The following is a 17,126-nucleotide window of genomic DNA, read 5'->3' as shown; positions in this document are numbered from 1 at the left end:
GTCACAGCCCCAAAAGTAAACGTCAACGTCTTTTTATCTTTACGTTCTCTTTTCCATCCTTCTTTTCTTTTTTCATTCACAATGGCTTCATCGAGTTGACCAAAGACAATGCCCATCACGTCGGCAAATGTGCTGTACATCAGCCGTTTAAGCTGTTCTTCAAACGAAATAAAATCGCGAGTTTCATTTAACAATTGGTATATTTTTGGTATAATGTTTTCCATGAGAAGGCCTCTCTTCAAATGTATTTGCTTGGTGGCATACATTTATGTTAGAGTGCCTTCTCTATTTTTTTCCATCATTTTGCTTCGAGAAATATTTTACACATACTTTCTTTATTTCATTCCAACAATAAACTTCTATGTTTGCTTGGAATCAGCTTTCTCTTTTTCATCTTGATCATTATCATTGGCACTTAAGTCAAAAGAAATCGAATAGCCGACAAACAAGCCGTACAATGCATATAAACACAAGGTCGTTGTGATCGTGTTTTTATCGAGCTTTGTAACCGGCTCAAGCCCTGGAAGCCACGGTTGCAAAACGTAAAAAACGAGGACCCAGAGAGCAATGCCAAACGCGATGCTGATCCACATCGTTTTTACCCTGCCCAGTATCCACTTATAACCAAAGGCAATAAAGATTGATAAAATCATTAAAGCGAAAAGCCCCATGAACTGTTTTACCACATCGTTTTTAAATTGAACAAGAGAAGTAAACGGGTCGAGGGTCAGGGCGGGACCATATTTCGTGAAATTCAGTAAATAGGCGATATAACCGATAAATCCCCAAATTAACCCTCCAAACAGCCCGATAAGCGCGACGCGCCCGTTCGATGTATATTGATATTCTTGTTTATTTTGTTCGAGATCCTGGGAATCACTCATAACCAACACCTCCGCGCCTTAGTATGCCCAAAATCGCCTTTAACTTAACACGTTGAATCGGATTGAGGTGGCGTATAATTCCAACCCTTTGGGTAAAGCTATTGAGTAAAGAAACCCTTTCGCGAGCGAAAAATATCCATGGAGACTTTGCCGTTTTTCTAGTAAAATAAAATTGAACAGAAAAGAAAGACAATACGACACTCCAGGATCGGTGATAATATGACAGAAAAACGGCCTGTCTATGGCGGCCAAGCCGTCATTGAAGGTGTGATGATGGGCGGCCGCTTCACGACGGTCACCGCTATCAGGCGAAAGGATCAATCGATTGAATTCTATGAAGTCGAAAAAGCGCATAAACCTATTGTAAACACGCTAAAAAAAGTCCCTTTTCTGCGCGGCATTGTAGGGATTCTTGAATCAAGCGCTGTCGGAACGAAGCATTTGCAATATTCATCTGAAAGATATGACGCACCCGTTGAAGAGGATATCGATTCGTCAACGGAAACCGGCAAATGGGCCATGATTTTAGGGATTGCCGTCATCGGGATCATCTCCTTTTTGTTCGGAAAATTTATCTTCACCCTCGTCCCCGCCATTGCGGCCGGTTTTTTCAGCCCGCTATTTCCGGGTCATACCGCTCAAGTGTTGCTCGAAGGGGTCTTTAAACTTTTATTACTATTCGGTTACATCTACTTTATTTCGCTGACACCCATGATGAAAAGACTATTTCAATATCACGGAGCAGAACATAAAGTAATTAATACCTTTGAGAACGGTTTGGCGCTGACCATAGAAAACGTCAAGCGCGAGTCCCGTCTGCACTACCGCTGCGGCAGCAGTTTCATTTTATTTACAGCTGTCATCAGCATCTTTCTTTATCTTTTACCGATTGTGCCCGTTCACCCGCTGTGGCTCAGGCTTATTTATCGGATCATTCTGATTCCCGTTGATCTCGGCATTAGCTATGAATTTCTGCAGCTGACGAATAAACTGCGTCACATCCCCGTTTTACGCTGGCTTGGTTATCCGGGGCTGTGGCTACAGCTCTTGACAACGAAGGAACCCGATGACCAGCAAATTGAAGTGGCGATTGCAGCATTTAATGAAATGAGAAGGCGTGAGGCTGAGCGTATCAATGCCATGGCCATGGTTCTATAGTCACCCTAACGCGGGTTACCATTTAGGAGGTGAATGTCGTGAGATTCTCATGGTCCAGAATCATCTTTTACTTGGTCATCGCCCTTGCCGCCATTGGATTGTTTACGAGTCTCTTTAGGAACCCTGTGATGCTCTTCACGCGAATCATCATCGGCGCGGCGGTGATCGGCATCATCCTCTTTGTTTTCTATGTCGTAAGCGGCCAAAATCGAAGCGCCTACGCCGGTTATCGGAAAGCCGTCCGCCAATCCAAACGGCGGCTCGCCGAACGGGAGCGCAGTCATACGATGCGTAAAAGTCATTTACACGTCATTCCGTCCAAAGCGATGTTAAAAAAGAGAGCGGCACATAAGCGGGCGGAACATGCCCATCTGAAAGTTATTGACGGAAAAAAGAAAGGCAGAAGAAATTCGTCTTTAACAAGGTAACCCGTAAAAATCGAATACACCTGATCAGCCAGTGCTTTTTTGTACTGGTAGGAAAGCCTATCCATTTCAAGGTCATGATCCGCGCAACTAAGAGGCTGACTCAAATGTCCAGGGTTAAACCCCACCAAGCCCAATATAGTGTTGTTCAGAAATCATGAACCACTATATACGAATCTAGGTGGCAATCGGGCCCCATATGAGTCAGCCTAAAGTTTTTTAAACTTAATATGCCCATTTTTTAAGAAACGCTCGTGTTTTGACACGGCCGAGTTCTACGAGTTGGTTGCGCTCTTCCTTCGTTAATCTGAAATTTGCCGTATGGATATGCTCGACGGGAATAAAAACGATGTTGGAGGCGGCGTATTTTGATATATAACGGGCGTCATGAGCTTCTTTCATCGTTGAAAACAACCCGTGAAACAAGTCGACGGCGTTTTTAATCGGTTGTGCCGTATAAAAATCCTTCGCGGAACTTAACTGGAATCCTAGAAATGGTCGAATCGGTAAGGTATTGCCGTTATCAAACACCCATACGGGAAAGCTGCTCAACACCCCGCCGTCAACGATTAAACATTTTTCCGCTTTTTTATTGTACAACGGCACCGGCTCAAAAAAGAACGGCAGGCTACAGCTCATGCGCACGGCTCTTGCGATGGAAAAGTTCAGTGGATTAATGCCATAAGAGGGTAAATCATCGGGAAGAACGACCATCTTGCCCTGGGATAAATCACTGACGATGATTTTTAAAGCATCAGGGGGAATGTCGCCAAATGTGACCACTTTCTTCTTATAAAGCGTATCTTGCACCCATTTTTCAAAGGCATGCCCTTTATATAAACCCATTCGCCAATATAAAGTCAACCACTTAAAAAAAGTAAAATGAAACGGTGAGCCGTTCACATCCATAAATAAAGCCGGATTCATCTTATCCATTTCCCTTTTAATTTCCTGACTGTTAAACCCGCTGGCGAGAAAGGCGGCAATGATCGAACCGGCGCTCGTTCCCGCAACTCTGCGAAAGCGAAATCCCGCTTCCTCCACAACCTCCACCGCCCCGACGAAGGCAAACCCTTTGACACCGCCCCCCGAAAACACGCCGTCAATCCACATACGCATTCCCTCCTCCATAAATATTTAATGGAAAAAGGGAAGGTTTAGACCTTAGTAATCCATGACGGACATGTACGATTATTGTAAGCTGGTGTCATTGTTATTAATGAAAAACACACACGTCTATAAAAGACCTGTGTGTTTTAGGATAGTATGATACCGGAAGGCCATTTGCCGTTAATCCTCACTGTTTCGCTTCTGGATTTCTTTTAACTGTCCTTGAGCTTGTGGATTTTCTTCAAAAAACTGCATTAAATCCCCGATGCGGTCGATCGCATTCCAGCTCAGGTGATGTTCAATCCCTTCAACGTCTCGATAAATGTTTTCTTCACTTACACCGATAACCTTTAAAAATTCTTCAAGCAATTCATGCCGGTAAACGAGGCGTTTGCCCAGTTTTTTACCTTTTGCTGTCAGACCAAAGCCTCGGTATTTTTCGTAAACCAAATAATTATCTTTATCCAATTTTTGTATCATTTTCGTGACGGATGAGGGGTGAACTTCAAGGGCTTCCGCAATGTCCGATACGCGGGCATAGCCTTTATCTTCAATGAGTAAATAGATGCGTTCAATATAATCTTCCATGCTTGGCGTAGGTGCCATGTTTTCCCCTCCAACTCCGTTAAACACAAACATTCCTTATAATACTAGAATACACAAGTGTTCACCGTGTGACAAGGCGATTCGCCCATCTTCACAAAAATGCGACATCCGGTTAGAAATTTAACTTCTAAGGAAAAGTGGGTATACACCTTAAATCTTTTATACCAAAAATCTAATCGCTATGGATTTGGATGCCGCACCACCCACTGACATCGCATTGTCCATATTCGTTACTACCAATGGCCAATACCGTTCCGTCAGATTTAAGACCAATGGTATGCGTGCAACCTGCCGCAACCGCCACGATATCGCGCCAGCCACTTACATTGCATTGACCATACCGATTATTTCCCACAGCGACAACCGTGCCATCCGATTTCAGACCGATGGTATGATAACTACCGGCGGCGATCGCCACAATATCACACCAGCCATTTACATCACTTTGGTTATATTTATTTAAACCCGCTGCCATCACCGTGCCATCCGATTTCAGCCCAATGGAACGACGCCAACCCGCTGTCACCGCTACAATACCGCGCCACTCATTTACGTCACATTGGCCATGCTTATTCCAACCAACTGCGACCACCGTACCGTCCGATTTAAGCCCGATGGTATGGGAATTCCCTGTGTTTGTTGCCATATGAACATTTCCAGCTGCCACAGCCACAATATCACACCAATCACTCACATCACATTGTCCAACGTTATTATCACCGATTGCTATCACCGTCCCGTCAGATTTCAAGCCAACGGTATGACGACGACCTGCGGCTATGGCATTTTTAAACCGATGTTTCGGCTTTCGTGCCGATTCTTTTGGTGGAATACCATCCATGTTCTTTTACCTCCTAGAAAACCAGAAGCACTATCTTAGCCCATTAAGCTTAGAAAAAACGGCGGGTAATCCCGCCGATGGATCGCGCCGATGACACAAGCACCCATTTGGGTGAAAAGGACGCATAGATTCATATTTGACGTAAAAATCCTTTTGGCAAACTAAGATCGGGCAAAATGAATGTTTTCTTGAAGCATGACCCAATTTTAAAAAATCGTTGGATCATTTTCGCCATCAGATTTATCACCCATTCACACTTCCGTTTTTTCTTTAGCCATTTTCATTATTTCATTCGCAATCACGACTTCGGTGCCAGATAGTCCCACGGAGCAAAACAATGTCATATCATTGTCTGAAGTTCGACCCGGCATTTTCCCTGTTACAATATCGGAAAGCTGTACAATGTGATCTTCATAAGGTGTATCGACCAAAAAATGCGGGGTTGAATAAGCTTTTAACTGTTCAAGGGAATCCGTCGCAATCACAGAACTTTGACGAGCAATCTCGATGGGTATCTCACTACCTTTGATCGACTTTGGGCCGACGGTATTGATATGGACACCCTGCTTTAACCAATCCCTTTCAAGGACCGGTGTGCGGCTATTTGTCGCGCAAATGACAATATCCGCATTTTCCACACACTTTTTTGGTGAATCGACTGGGAGGACATCAATGCCAAGTTTTTCCGTCATCTCCTCGGCAAATTTCCTCCGATTTTGATCGTTACGACTGTATACCTTAACCTGTTTAATATTTCGGATGGCGCAAGCTGCTTCCAATTGTGTACGGGCTTGAGTGCCGGATCCGATCACAGAGAGTTGCGTTGCGTCTGGGCGAGACATGGCTTTAATCGCCACACCACCAATGGCACCGGTTCGGATGGCACCAAGTGCATGACCAATAATGATGCCTTTGAATACCCCTGTCTCCGAATCAAACACGGCAACAAGTTGTTGATGACCTTGTTCATCATTGTCGTATGTATCATAGACGCGAAATCCCGTTACTTTTTCAAACCCAGTTGCCGCTCCGGCGGTGAAAACCAAGTTTCCTTTTTCGGATTCTAATTGAAAACGTGGCGGAGAAACGAGGGTACCCTTTGCTTTTTCATAAAAAACACGTTCAATAGCGTCGATCATCGATGTCATTCGTGAAAATTTTAAGACATCAGCGTCTGTTAAAACGAGATATGACAACTCGATCCACCCCTAGTTTTAATGAGTATGATATTTGAAATCATTATAAAGCAAGACAGCCTGCTTCTAGAACCAAGATGATCTGCACCTTATGAGCCAAGCGTTTTGCCCTCTCCGGTTACACATCCTGTTTCTTGGGGAACTCATGATTCGTTTGTTAAATCTTAAACGAATAACTTTCCTTCAAAAATGGTGACCGCCTGACCAGAAAGAATAACGTTGTGATCCAAAACTTTAACTTTTAAAATTCCCCCCCTCTCCGAAGCTTGGTATGCCGTCAATTCCGTTTTATTTAATCTCCTTTTCCAATATGGGCCTAAACAACAATGTGATGAACCATTGACATAATCTTCGATAATCCCATGAGATGGGGAAAAGAAACGGGAAATAAAGTCAAATTCATTGGTTTTGGATGGACTCGTCACAATGACACCTCTGACTGGCAATTGAGCAATCAGTTCGATATTTGGTTTCAAGTCCCTAACCATTTCCTCTGATTCTACTTCTACTAAATAGTCGAGTTGGCTTCTTCCAACATATACGGGTTGAACACCTAATGCCTCAAGCAATAACTCTGGTGGATTTGTCTTTAATTCAAGCATAGCCGGAAACTGTAATTGAACCCAGCCATCCATGAATTCGGCTTTTAGTACGCCGCTTTTCGTTTGAAAGGATATCACTTCATCTTTACTAATTAGTCCTTTTTCCCATAAAAAATATGCACTCGCTAATGTGCCATGCCCACAAATAGGTATTTCGGTTGTCGTTGTAAACCAACGAAGCTGCCATTGATGATTTGTGAAGTGAATAAAAGCGGTCGTTGGCAAATTTATCTCTTTTGCCACCAACTGCATCCGTTTGCTTTCTTTTTCTCCAGTTAGTAAACAAACAGCCGCTGGATTTCCTCTAAAGGGTTGCTCTGTAAAAGTATTGATAACGGACATTTCCATAATGATCTCTCCTCCCCACCTTATAGTTTGACGATCCTTCTTTAAATTAACGGCTATTTAGGGAGAAGCTCCCACCGTTAATAGATAAGGCCATCACCATCATTACGCTTGCACTTGACATAAAATGAGTTGCAATACGTCGTCCTGGGACATTTCATCAGTCAATTTTATTTCTTGATCAACTCCAAGATAATCGTTTGGATTCCACCAGGCACGTAAAGAGTCTTCACCAAATTCCGACTTTTTTTGGCGAGAGTTGTGCCGTTTGACTGTTTCTTCAAAAGATAAATCAAAATAATAAACATAGGCTTTTTCATTAAAAAACTGGATCAGATGTTTCAACATATCCCCATAACGTTTTTTATTTAAGATGCCTTCCACGATAACAAATTGACATTTATCTTTTCCGTATTCTGCGATTTGGCGAATCAAATCAATGGCAAGATTTCCATCTCGATCGTGAACTTTTAACATATCACGGCGAACAGTGTCCTGTGACACTAGGAGGGTTCCATGGCCAAAATGGTTTTGAAGGCTTTTTGCAATCGTTGTTTTACCACTCCCGGAATTCCCCCTAATGATAATCAATTGAGATTCCATGAATTCCTCTCCCTCACAGCCAGCCTAAACGACTTATTTTAAAAATATTATAAGTATATTCAGAAAACACTTCAAAAAATTGGTTCAACCCATCCTGTTGAAGGGTTGATTGATCGACGACTCATTTATATTTTCACCCCTCGAAATGAAATGGTTCATTTGATATAAACGAGCATTCAAATAAATATCCGACCTTATTATAGGTAACACTCATAAATGTATTTTTCAGAAATATAAAAAACAACCTTTTACAGCTATCATACCGAAAAGGTTGTTTTTTTATCAAACTTTAATATAAAGCCAAAGTTGTCGTCATCTTTTCTGATTACAACCCGCATTTTAACTGGGCGCCGCAGTTCGTGCAAGTATTGCATCCACCGACTTCTTCAACTGTTCCCTTCCGGCAAATCGGGCATGTATCGCCGATTTCCGATCCATAGGTCACATCGGTTTTTTCGAGGGCATTGATGGTGTCAATTAGAACGACCTTTTTCTTTTCGTCCTTTGCGGTCAGCTGAACGAGCGCCTCATCCTCTTCGTCAAGACGGTTTTCTTCTGCTTTAAGCGTCAGGACTTGGGCGTCACGGCTGCCATCGACATAAACCGTTCCGCCTTTCGCTCCCCCGCGGTATAAACGTTCATAAACTTTCTGCACTTGTTCAACCGTGTAGCCTTTCGGTGCGTTAACGGTTTTACTGATGGAGCTGTCAACCCAGCGCTGAATGACGCACTGCGTATCCGCATGGGCTTCCGGTGACAAGTCCATAGCCGTGACAAACCAATGCGGCAAGTGATCTTTATCGGCCTCCGGATGATTTTCCAAATATTCTTGGACGATGTCGGCATTGACCTCAATAAATTTCCCGAGCCGTCCGCTTCGGTAATATGAGAAGGAGAAATATGGCTCAAGTCCTGTTGAGACACCGACCATTGTGCCGGTGCTTCCCGTCGGCGCTACGGTCAATAGATGGGAATTGCGAATGCCGTATTTTAAAATACCTTGACGAATGTCTTCCGGTAGCGTTTTAACATAACCGGTATTGATGAAACGTCTGCGAAGTTCCATGGTTTCTTCCTCGGTTTTTCCAATAAGGAACGGGAAGCTGCCTTTTTCTTTGGCAAGTTCAATTGACGTGCGGTAAGCCGTTGTCGCGATCGTTTCGAAAATTTTATCAACAAGCGCATTGCCTTCTTTGGAACCATATTCGGTTTCGCAATAGATCAGTAAGTCATGCAAGCCCATGACGCCAAGCCCGACCCGGCGTTCGCCAAGAGCTTGTACGCGATTTTCCTCTAAGAAGTACGGCGTGGCGTCAATGACGTTATCTTGCATGCGCACACCGACTTCCACCGTCTTTTTCAGTTTTTCAAAATCTACCGTTTTATTTTCTTTATCCGCCATCTCCGCCAGATTCACGGCAGCCAAATTGCAGACACTGTATGGTGCAAGTGGCTGCTCGCCACATGGGTTCGTCGCGACAACTTTTTGCCCGTATGCGACCGCATTCGTTTTCTCATTGGCATTATCGATAAAGAAAATACCTGGTTCTGCTGAATATGTGGCGCAGATATTGATTAAGTTCCAAAGTTCTCGGGCTTTAATCGTTCGGTATGTGCGGACGGCAAAACCGCGTTGTTCCCATTCGCGCACATCGCCGCATTTATGCCATTCTTCATTATATATAGCCATTTCTTCCGGGCTGTAATGCTCGACATCCGGAAATCTCAAGGCATAATCCTCATCGTTTTCAACGGCTTCCATGAATTCTTTCGTGATGCAGACCGAAATATTCGCACCGGTCAGGAAATCCGGGTTGTTAACGGAATAGTGACCGCCGTCGCGCAGTTTTTGTTCGGCTTCTTTTATCGCTTTATCAGAGAACCCACCTTGTCCGGGGATGTTTTTATAATTCAAAATACCTTGATAGATATTTCGCTCTGTTTCCGTAAGCGGCGTGAATTTAAGTTTATTCTTGGCCATTTCACGGATTTGTTCATCTTGCGTCGTTTCAATCAAATAACGCAAGATTCGCGGATTTTGCATCTTGGAAATAATAAATTCGATGATATCGGGGTGGCTATCTACGAGCATAATCATTTGAGCCAAAAACGTTACGTTGATTCGCTACATCAACTCTCTAAGTCACCTTAGAGTTCAGACCATATCTTACACTTTTCAAGTGCCCTCGCGCTTCGGGATCGCTTGATCCCTACTCTACTCGCTTCCATATCTCAATAGATATGTGCTTTCGATGGTCGTTGAACCTTCTCCATGTTTATCACAAGGAGCTTGGCTGCTGGTTGTCTTTATCCACTTGCTATTTTCAAGCTTTCACGTCTATCGTTTCCGATTCCGTTGTAGCTAGCAAGTCATTTATGATGCTTTTGACATAATCAAAGTGATTCAGAATGTCATCTTCCCAAAAACGAACAATTCGATAACCATTTTTTTGTGCTATCTCATTTTTTTCTTGGTCAATTTTTATTCTTGCTTTTTGCCAATCCTCAGGTTCCGGATAAAATTTTGGATTGGCATGCCAGTAATCTCCATCACATTCAATGATGATATTATAATTTGTTAAAAGGAAGTCATATTGTTTCTTCTCTAATAAGAAAGAGTATTTATATTCGAGATTCATTTCTTGTAAATAATCCTCAATAACTCTTTCGATTTTAGTTTTGCGAAACTTCTGAGCTTCAAATTGCTTTAATGTTGCAACACGGATTTTTTCTATAGTCTCATGACTGTAAATCCCCGTTTTCCCACTATTCCAAGAAGGTGTATGATTTTTTCTTCTGGTTTTTGCTGTCTTAGTAATAATTTTTTTAAAATGCTTTTCTTTTTCTTCAATACTCATTGATTGATGCCACTCGGCAATTTTCCTTGATTTAAGTATTTTAGCGCACTTATCTGAACAGGTTTTCGTTGATCTGTTTGGTCTAGTGGTTGTATCAAAATAAGCACCACAAATAGCGCAAACAAGCGGTATACCTCTACTTGCACATGATTTACTACAATACTTTTTTGGTTTTCCCCGATGAAGTCCAACATATTTATCACAAAGTATATACGAGCATTTTAAATCTTCTTGGTTATAGTAGTAATTGATCAAATAGTTTTCTAATGTTAACCCGTGTTTTTCTTTTAAATGTGTTGTAAATCGACCTTGTTTGTTATGAGATAGCCGATATCCACAAATTTTACATTCCTGAGGTTGTTTTGCATCATAAGGTTTCAAACCAATCACCCTAAATTCCTTTCTTAGAAAACACTTAATCATCTAGGCTGTAATTGGTCATAACCCAAAGAGTTCCCAGCAATTCACGAGGTTTTTTTATAGACGAGGCACATCATTTACCACGTCTTGAGCCACCTTGCTCAACGAGATGCGTCAGCTTCGCGATATCATCTAACCAAGATACCGAACCAGAAGATTTGCCATTCACGCCGCGAGCTAAAGTATTTCTTGGCCGCAATGTTGAACCGTTCGTGCCGACACCGCCGCCTCGGCTCATAATTTCCATGACCTTTTTGCGGTGTTCGGCAATTCCTTCGCGCGAATCTTTTACATAAGGCATGACATAGCAGTTAAAGTAAGTGACATCGGTGTCAGCTCCCGCGCCGTAAAGCACCCGACCGGCAGGAACGAAATTCATCGCGACGAGCTGTTCATAAAATTTCTTGAAGGATTCTTTCCGTTTTTCTTCTGTTGGTTCGACGCTCGCAAGTCCCCGCGCATTGCGCTTTGCGATTTGCTCGTAGAAAATTTCCAACGGTTTTTCAATGACATCCAATGACCGGCGAATCAGCCCTGTGTTGCGCTCCTCTTCATCTTCAAGGATGTGGCGGTATTCCTCATGAACGAGCACCGTTGCTTCATTCGATTCCCAATGAATGTCTTGAATGTAACCAAGGCCTCTTGCCGGAAATTTCGGATCCGATTTCACCGTTAAAACAACAAAATCCCCGGGCTTGATCGTCTTTTTCTCGATATCTTTAAAAGCATATCGGTCGAGCATCACTAGCCTGGATACGCCTGATCTTGTGATTTTCATATCCTCCGTAATCGGAAACACTTGCGGAAATTCTTCGATATCCCGGTTCAATTCGTTGATGTCAATATTTAATTTTTCTGCGACTAGGTTCATGATCATCCTCCTCGTATAATAGATTTTAAGTCAAAGCCAGTATGTATGTCGAACCTTGCTGCTCCAATACTGTGTTTCTTCCATCATACTATGTTAACAGAAAAAACACAATATGTTGTATGAAAAACATTTTTCGATATACTATATATTGTACATTCCAGCAAAACACTCAGCAATTGTCAAGCGTAAAAAAAGCTAAAATTCGACGTAAATCGGTGAAAACAGAAGCACGCAAAGGAAAAACGCATCGTATTAAAAAATTTCCGGGTTGCCATTTTTCAAAGTTTAATAAGGGACCTTTCCTCCCCGTGATCAGCAGTTTTCCATTTGAAATTCGATGAAAAATATAGGTATAATAGACCCATAAACGGAAGGAGTCAGGTTATTCATGGGTTGGATTTTAGTTTTGGTCGTCATTGCAATTTATGCCGGCTTTTTGTTTGGGCGAAGAATCGCACAAAAAAGATACATGAAGACATTAACCCAAGAAGAATTTACAAAAGGCTATCGCAAAGCACAATTAATTGATGTCCGTGAGCCAAATGAATTCGACAACGGCCATATACTAGGGGCACGTAACATTCCATTATCCCAATTAAAGTTCAGGAAAGCTGAAGTCCGCAAAGATAAACCCGTCTATCTTTATTGTCAAAACGGCGTCCGGGCGACGCGTGCAGCAGCGATCCTAAAGAAATATGGTTGCACGGATATCAGCGTCCTCCAAGGCGGATTTCGCAAATGGACGGGTAAAGTGAAAAAGAAAAATGCTTAAATATTTCATTAGCCTACATAGCGTTGTTTTTCGCAACACTTTGACCAACAGATGAAAACGGTCACCGGATGCCTTCCGGTGGCCGTTTCGTATTTCAACCCCCAAGACGAATTCTTTTTGGCCTGATGAAGCATATTTTGTGACGTTAGGGCGGATACCATCCATAATAGAAAGAGACGCCGAACAACTCAGAGGAGGAACTTTCATGACAGCAACCATTACAAACTTTAACATCGATCAAGTAAGAAAACCGGCCTATGCGATCGACCCCGTCTTTATCGAACGTTGGTCACCGCGTGCCTTTTCCGATAAGGAAGTGCCGGATGAGGTATTATATAGCTTATTTGAAGCCGCACGATGGGCACCTTCTGCTGCCAATCGGCAACCTTGGCGTTTTATCCTTGCGCGGAAACGCGAAGATCGTGAGAGATTCCATTCTTTTATTAATGAAAAAAACCGATTGTGGTGTGAAAAAGCCCCCGTTATCGTGCTGGTTTTATCCAAAAAAGTGAAAGATGACGGATCGGAAAATGCCTTTCATGCCTTTGATGCAGGTGCCGCATGGGCACAATTGGCGCTTCAGGCGGTCAAAAATGGATTGGTGACCCATCCCATGGGCGGTTTCGATAAAACCAAAGCGCGCCAAGTTTTAAATATCCCCGAGGAATTTGACATTCACGCCGTTGTGGCGATTGGTTATCAAGCGAACCCGGAGATCTTGCCTGAAGCTTTTCAAGAACGTGAAAAACCGTCCGGGCGAAATCCTTTAGACAATCTCGTGTTTGAAGGCCAGTTTTCGCAGCCTGTTGAAAACATCTAAAAATGATCGCTCTTTTAGGCCCGCATGGATATACCCTTCAAACGATGGCCATGCTGGCCAGGGGAGCAACTTTTATCCAATATTTTTCAGATAAGTATAAGGACAAAGACTCTCGCTTCACCCATAAGACTTGCCAGAGCGATGTTTTCTTTATTAAAATAGCAAAGGCTCTGAAAGTTATGAATGAGGAGCAATGCCTTGACGCATGGCAAAGAGCACTTTATAATAAATTTGTAAACAATGACAGTCGGGATGTAGCTCAGCTTGGTAGAGTGCAACAATGGGGTTGTTGAGGTCGCAGGTTCGAATCCTGTCATCCCGACCATTTCAACCATTTACATAACGTCATTTCCCAAGAGGAACAAAACAAAAATCACCTTTTCCAAAGAAAGGTGATTTTTTATTTTTGTCAATCCATCGCACTATGGTAGGATCCATGACAAATATCTAAAAATAAAGGTTAGCAAAATAAATCACCATCGTTAATGTAAGGCCGCTGAGAAGTGTGGAGACAATGACAGCTTGGGCGGCGTAGTCCGATTCATTGCCGTATTCCAGCGCAAGGAGTGCGCTATTTCGTGACGTTGGAAGGGCTGTTGCGATAAGTAGAGCTTTGGCCATCGTGCCGTGCAACCCGAAAAGGAGAATCAGCCCAAAACCTAGCAAGGGTCCGATGATAAGCCGCACAAAACTGCTTAATAGGACAATAACAAAGTTCTTTTTAAAATTGAGGGCAGCAACTTGAACACCTAACGTCACTAAGGCAACGGCAAGAAAGCCATTCGCGGCATTTTCGGCCGGTACAGACAAAAATGACGGAAGGCCGATCTGGGCGGCATTCAATAAAATGCCTAATACCAAGGCATAAAAAATGGGGATTTTAAAAAACTCGCGTATCCCTTTTTTCAGCCCGGTTTTCGAAACGCCGGCATTAAATAACCCAAATGTAAACGTTAAGACGTTTTGAAACGCAAAAACGATGATCTGCACGGACAGAGCCAACGGATCATTGTGAAAGGCCAATTGGTTAATGGGGATGCCAAAATTGCCGTTATTCGTCAAAACCACGCTGTTTAAAAAACTGGATGTTAAGCTTTTATGGAAGCGCCAAACAACACTGATCACAAATGAAATGACGAATAAGAGAGCGAACTGCAACAAGAGAAACCCTATAATATGTAAAAAAAGGCTGGCCGATAACTTTGTTTGATAAACTTGGGTAAAAACGATGGCGGGTACCAGATAATAAAGATTCAGTTTAGACAGCGTTCGCTGATCCAATGAAAAAAAGCGTTCGAGGATAACCCCCACAAGAATTAAAACAAATAATGGCAGGATGACCTGACCAAAAATGGAGAAAATGACGGTCACAGCCATTTTGCCTCCTTATGACTGCCGTGATAGAAATACTGGCTCGGTAGTATGACATCAGCATCTAAAGAGCCTTTAACCGCCGGCAAATTTCATCGGTCACCGCTTTCGTTGTCATTGCACCACCAATGTCTCTTGTCTTTATCCCATCAGCGATGACCCCTTCAATGACATCCATTAACTTTTGCCCACTTTCGGTTTCGCCGAGGTGGTCAAGCATCATCTTTCCACTCCAGATTTGGCCGATGGGGTTCGCAATGCCCTGCCCATATATATCAGGGGCTGAGCCATGGACCGGCTCGAACATCGACGGGTATTTTCCATTGACATTGATATTCGCTGACGGTGCGATGCCGATACTTCCCATAATCGCCCCGCCAAGGTCGGTTAAAATATCCCCGAACAAGTTGCTGGCGACCACCACATCAAAAATTTCCGGCCGCGTGACGAAAAAGGCGGATAATGCATCGATATGGTAGGAAGCCGTTTGCACGTCTGGATAATCATTCGCCACTTCCTTGAATACTTCATCCCAGAACGGCATGGTATGAAAAATACCGTTGGATTTCGTCGCGCTCGTCACATGACCCCGACGACGCTTTGCCAGATCGAAGGCGAAACGCATCGCCCCTTCTGCAGCTTTTCTAGTAAAAATCGCGTTTTGGATGGCGATTTCATCATCCCCTTTATGTATGCGCCCGCCGATTTCGCTGTATTCCCCTTCGCTGTTTTCTCTTACAACGATCAAATTAAAATCATTTGGATGAACAAGGGGGCTTTGTAGGCCTTTAAAGTATCTCGCAGGTCGGAGATTAATGGTTTGTTCGAATTCCCGACGGATCTTTAACAGTAAACCCCAAAGCGAAATATGGTCCGGAACGAGCTTGGGATTGCCGATGGCTCCTAAAAAAATCGCATCAAAACTTGCTAAGATGTCCAAACCGTCATCCGGCATCATCTTTCCGTGTTTGACATAATAGTCGCAGCTCCAAGGATATTCCGTAAATCGGAAGGCGAATCCGCCATGGGCGTCCGCCAATGTGTTCAGGACTCTCAAGGCGTTCGGCACGACTTCTTTGCCAATCCCGTCACCGGGTATGACGGCTATGTGATAAAGTCTCATCCACATCTCCCCCTATGGGAAATTTTTGAATAAATCGTTGTTTTAAATGGTTCATATCGTGCAAAATGTGGGCTTTCATTACGTTTTTGGCCTCTTCGGGGTTTCCTTTTTTAAACTGATCAAAAATCAATTGATGCTCTTTAAAAATCGTTTCTCTGCGGCCATCTCCTTCGAGATTCATCACCCGGTAAAATTGTGTCAATGCGCGTATGTTGCCAACGAGCTTTTGTAAGTGGCAATTTTGGGAGATAGCAAGAATCAAGTCATGAAATTGTGAATTAAATTCGATGATCATGCGGCGGTCAGCTCCGTCATCAATAGCCGCTTTCGTCTGGTTTAATAGGTTTTCCAGATCCTCAATATCATGCGCTTTGGCATTGGCCACTGCCAACTCGACCGATAGCGATTCTAAACTCATCCGGCATTGATAAAGCTCTTCAATATCCTTTAAAGAAGGTTTATAGACGGTCAGTTGGGATTTTTCGTTCATGACAAGCAAGCCTTCCTTTTCTAAAGCCCGAACAGCTTCTCTCACCGGACTGCGGCTGACATGAAAGTCTTGCGCAATTTTCACTTCGTTAATGCGATACCCCGGCGCAAGCTCGCCTTCAATGATCATTTGCTTCAATCGATGATACAGTTGTTCATAGAAAGGCTGTGCCTTTTTAAGTTTAAAAGATTCCATATGGCCTCCTTGTTGTCGTCTGTCGACAGCATACTCAAATAAAGTATAAAATATTACCTATGTTCTGTCAATTACAAAAATACCAAATGCCTTTCGCACATATCGAGTAGGAGGGGGTGACTAACCCCCGACCTCTCACACCACCGTACGTACGGTTCCGTATACGGCGGTTTCATTTAAGTCCAACGCATCGTTTGATATCGATTAAATAGACTCTTCAGCCCTTGGTGAATCCAGTATTGTTCACCAAGGGCTTTATGCAAGATAGGGGATTTGGCTATTCGCCAATACGCCTTTCTTGTGTTTGCCCATTCCCATGCTTTACCTCGCTTAATGCCAAGTCTTATCAAATTCTTGTACTTGGTTTGAACTTTCTTCCATTCTTTCCAGCGTATCATGCGCAACCTTCTTCTTATCCAACCATCCAGTGCTTTGA

General features: G+C 43.1%; 15 protein-coding genes, 1 tRNA gene and 4 pseudogenes. 5 read left to right on the top strand and 15 right to left on the bottom strand.

From position 1 onward, the window contains the following. Both H532_RS0112895 and H532_RS0112890 read right to left on the bottom strand, forming a co-directional pair. Positions 1–224: UPF0236 family transposase-like protein (locus tag H532_RS0112895; RefSeq protein ID WP_027725821.1), on the bottom strand; the 224-nt coding region annotated here is incomplete at its 3' end. Between the two features lie 135 nt (positions 225–359). After that, on the bottom strand, positions 360–884 hold the full coding sequence (locus tag H532_RS0112890; protein WP_027725820.1) for a YqhR family membrane protein: 525 nt from the start codon (positions 882–884) through the stop codon (positions 360–362). A 219-nt stretch (positions 885–1,103) separates the two neighbouring features. On the opposite strand from H532_RS0112890, the gene H532_RS0112885 reads away from it, so the two are divergent. Both H532_RS0112885 and H532_RS19660 read left to right on the top strand, forming a co-directional pair. Next, the gene (locus H532_RS0112885; RefSeq protein ID WP_027725819.1) at positions 1,104–2,042 is read left to right on the top strand and encodes a DUF1385 domain-containing protein; all 939 of its coding nucleotides are present in this window, start codon (positions 1,104–1,106) and stop codon (positions 2,040–2,042) included. A gap of 38 nt (positions 2,043–2,080) precedes the next feature. Further along, the gene (locus H532_RS19660; protein WP_051263334.1) at positions 2,081–2,470 is read left to right on the top strand and encodes an SA1362 family protein; all 390 of its coding nucleotides are present in this window, start codon (positions 2,081–2,083) and stop codon (positions 2,468–2,470) included. 222 nt (positions 2,471–2,692) lie between these two features. Here the strand turns inward: H532_RS19660 and H532_RS0112875 are convergent, their stop codons facing one another. From H532_RS0112875 to H532_RS0112830, 9 genes and pseudogenes are all read right to left on the bottom strand, one after another. Then, entirely contained in the window at positions 2,693–3,580 is an 888-nt protein-coding gene (locus tag H532_RS0112875; protein WP_027725818.1) for a patatin-like phospholipase family protein, read from the bottom strand. Positions 3,581–3,757: 177 nt separating this feature from the next. Beyond that, positions 3,758–4,183 carry a transcriptional regulator MntR gene (gene mntR, locus H532_RS0112870; protein WP_027725817.1) on the bottom strand — a complete coding sequence of 142 codons (426 nt, stop codon included), beginning with the start codon at positions 4,181–4,183 and terminating at the stop codon, positions 3,758–3,760. 190 nt (positions 4,184–4,373) lie between these two features. Next, positions 4,374–5,024 (bottom strand): annotated as a pseudogene (locus tag H532_RS0112865) (RCC1 domain-containing protein); the annotation flags it as partial. A gap of 251 nt (positions 5,025–5,275) precedes the next feature. After that, positions 5,276–6,220, bottom strand: coding sequence for an ornithine cyclodeaminase family protein (locus H532_RS0112860; RefSeq protein ID WP_038112446.1), 945 nt, complete (start codon positions 6,218–6,220; stop codon positions 5,276–5,278). A gap of 164 nt (positions 6,221–6,384) precedes the next feature. Further along, entirely contained in the window at positions 6,385–7,170 is a 786-nt protein-coding gene (locus H532_RS0112855; RefSeq protein ID WP_027725814.1) for a PhzF family phenazine biosynthesis protein, read from the bottom strand. Positions 7,171–7,272: 102 nt separating this feature from the next. After that, positions 7,273–7,770 carry a kinase gene (locus H532_RS0112850; protein WP_027725813.1) on the bottom strand — a complete coding sequence of 166 codons (498 nt, stop codon included), beginning with the start codon at positions 7,768–7,770 and terminating at the stop codon, positions 7,273–7,275. Between the two features lie 325 nt (positions 7,771–8,095). After that, positions 8,096–9,874 (bottom strand): annotated as a pseudogene (locus H532_RS18860) (vitamin B12-dependent ribonucleotide reductase); the annotation flags it as partial. A 220-nt stretch (positions 9,875–10,094) separates the two neighbouring features. Further along, on the bottom strand, positions 10,095–11,009 hold the full coding sequence (locus tag H532_RS20425; RefSeq protein ID WP_162142935.1) for an endonuclease domain-containing protein: 915 nt from the start codon (positions 11,007–11,009) through the stop codon (positions 10,095–10,097). A 118-nt stretch (positions 11,010–11,127) separates the two neighbouring features. Continuing rightward, positions 11,128–11,919 (bottom strand): annotated as a pseudogene (locus H532_RS0112830) (ribonucleotide reductase N-terminal alpha domain-containing protein); the annotation flags it as partial. Positions 11,920–12,307: 388 nt separating this feature from the next. Here H532_RS0112830 and H532_RS0112825 point away from each other — a divergent pair. The 3 genes from H532_RS0112825 to H532_RS0112815 all read left to right on the top strand — a co-directional run bounded on the left by H532_RS0112825 (position 12,308) and on the right by H532_RS0112815 (position 13,836). Beyond that, positions 12,308–12,691 (top strand): rhodanese-like domain-containing protein, encoded by a 384-nt coding sequence (locus H532_RS0112825; RefSeq protein ID WP_027725809.1) that lies wholly within the window; start codon positions 12,308–12,310, stop codon positions 12,689–12,691. Between the two features lie 205 nt (positions 12,692–12,896). Continuing rightward, complete coding sequence (locus tag H532_RS0112820) at positions 12,897–13,511, top strand: nitroreductase family protein (protein ID WP_027725808.1); 615 nt, start codon at positions 12,897–12,899, stop codon at positions 13,509–13,511. Positions 13,512–13,759: 248 nt separating this feature from the next. Further along, positions 13,760–13,836 (top strand) — tRNA-Pro (locus H532_RS0112815). A 122-nt stretch (positions 13,837–13,958) separates the two neighbouring features. Here H532_RS0112815 and H532_RS0112810 read toward each other — a convergent pair. From H532_RS0112810 to H532_RS18855, 4 genes and pseudogenes are all read right to left on the bottom strand, one after another. Further along, positions 13,959–14,882 (bottom strand): AEC family transporter, encoded by a 924-nt coding sequence (locus H532_RS0112810; protein WP_027725807.1) that lies wholly within the window; start codon positions 14,880–14,882, stop codon positions 13,959–13,961. Between the two features lie 64 nt (positions 14,883–14,946). Beyond that, positions 14,947–16,005: a tartrate dehydrogenase gene (locus H532_RS0112805; protein ID WP_027725806.1), complete on the bottom strand. Its 1,059-nt coding sequence runs from the start codon at positions 16,003–16,005 to the stop codon at positions 14,947–14,949. Then, the gene (locus H532_RS0112800; RefSeq protein ID WP_027725805.1) at positions 15,971–16,690 is read right to left on the bottom strand and encodes a GntR family transcriptional regulator; all 720 of its coding nucleotides are present in this window, start codon (positions 16,688–16,690) and stop codon (positions 15,971–15,973) included. The genes H532_RS0112805 and H532_RS0112800 overlap by 35 nt, the downstream gene beginning before the upstream one ends. 176 nt (positions 16,691–16,866) lie before the next feature. Beyond that, positions 16,867–17,126 (bottom strand): annotated as a pseudogene (locus H532_RS18855) (group II intron reverse transcriptase/maturase); the annotation flags it as partial.

It is taken from the genome of Tuberibacillus calidus DSM 17572 (genome assembly GCF_000430685.1).
Classification (GTDB): domain Bacteria; phylum Bacillota; class Bacilli; order Bacillales; family Sporolactobacillaceae; genus Tuberibacillus; species Tuberibacillus calidus.
This window is presented reverse-complemented; position numbering and strand designations above follow the sequence as displayed.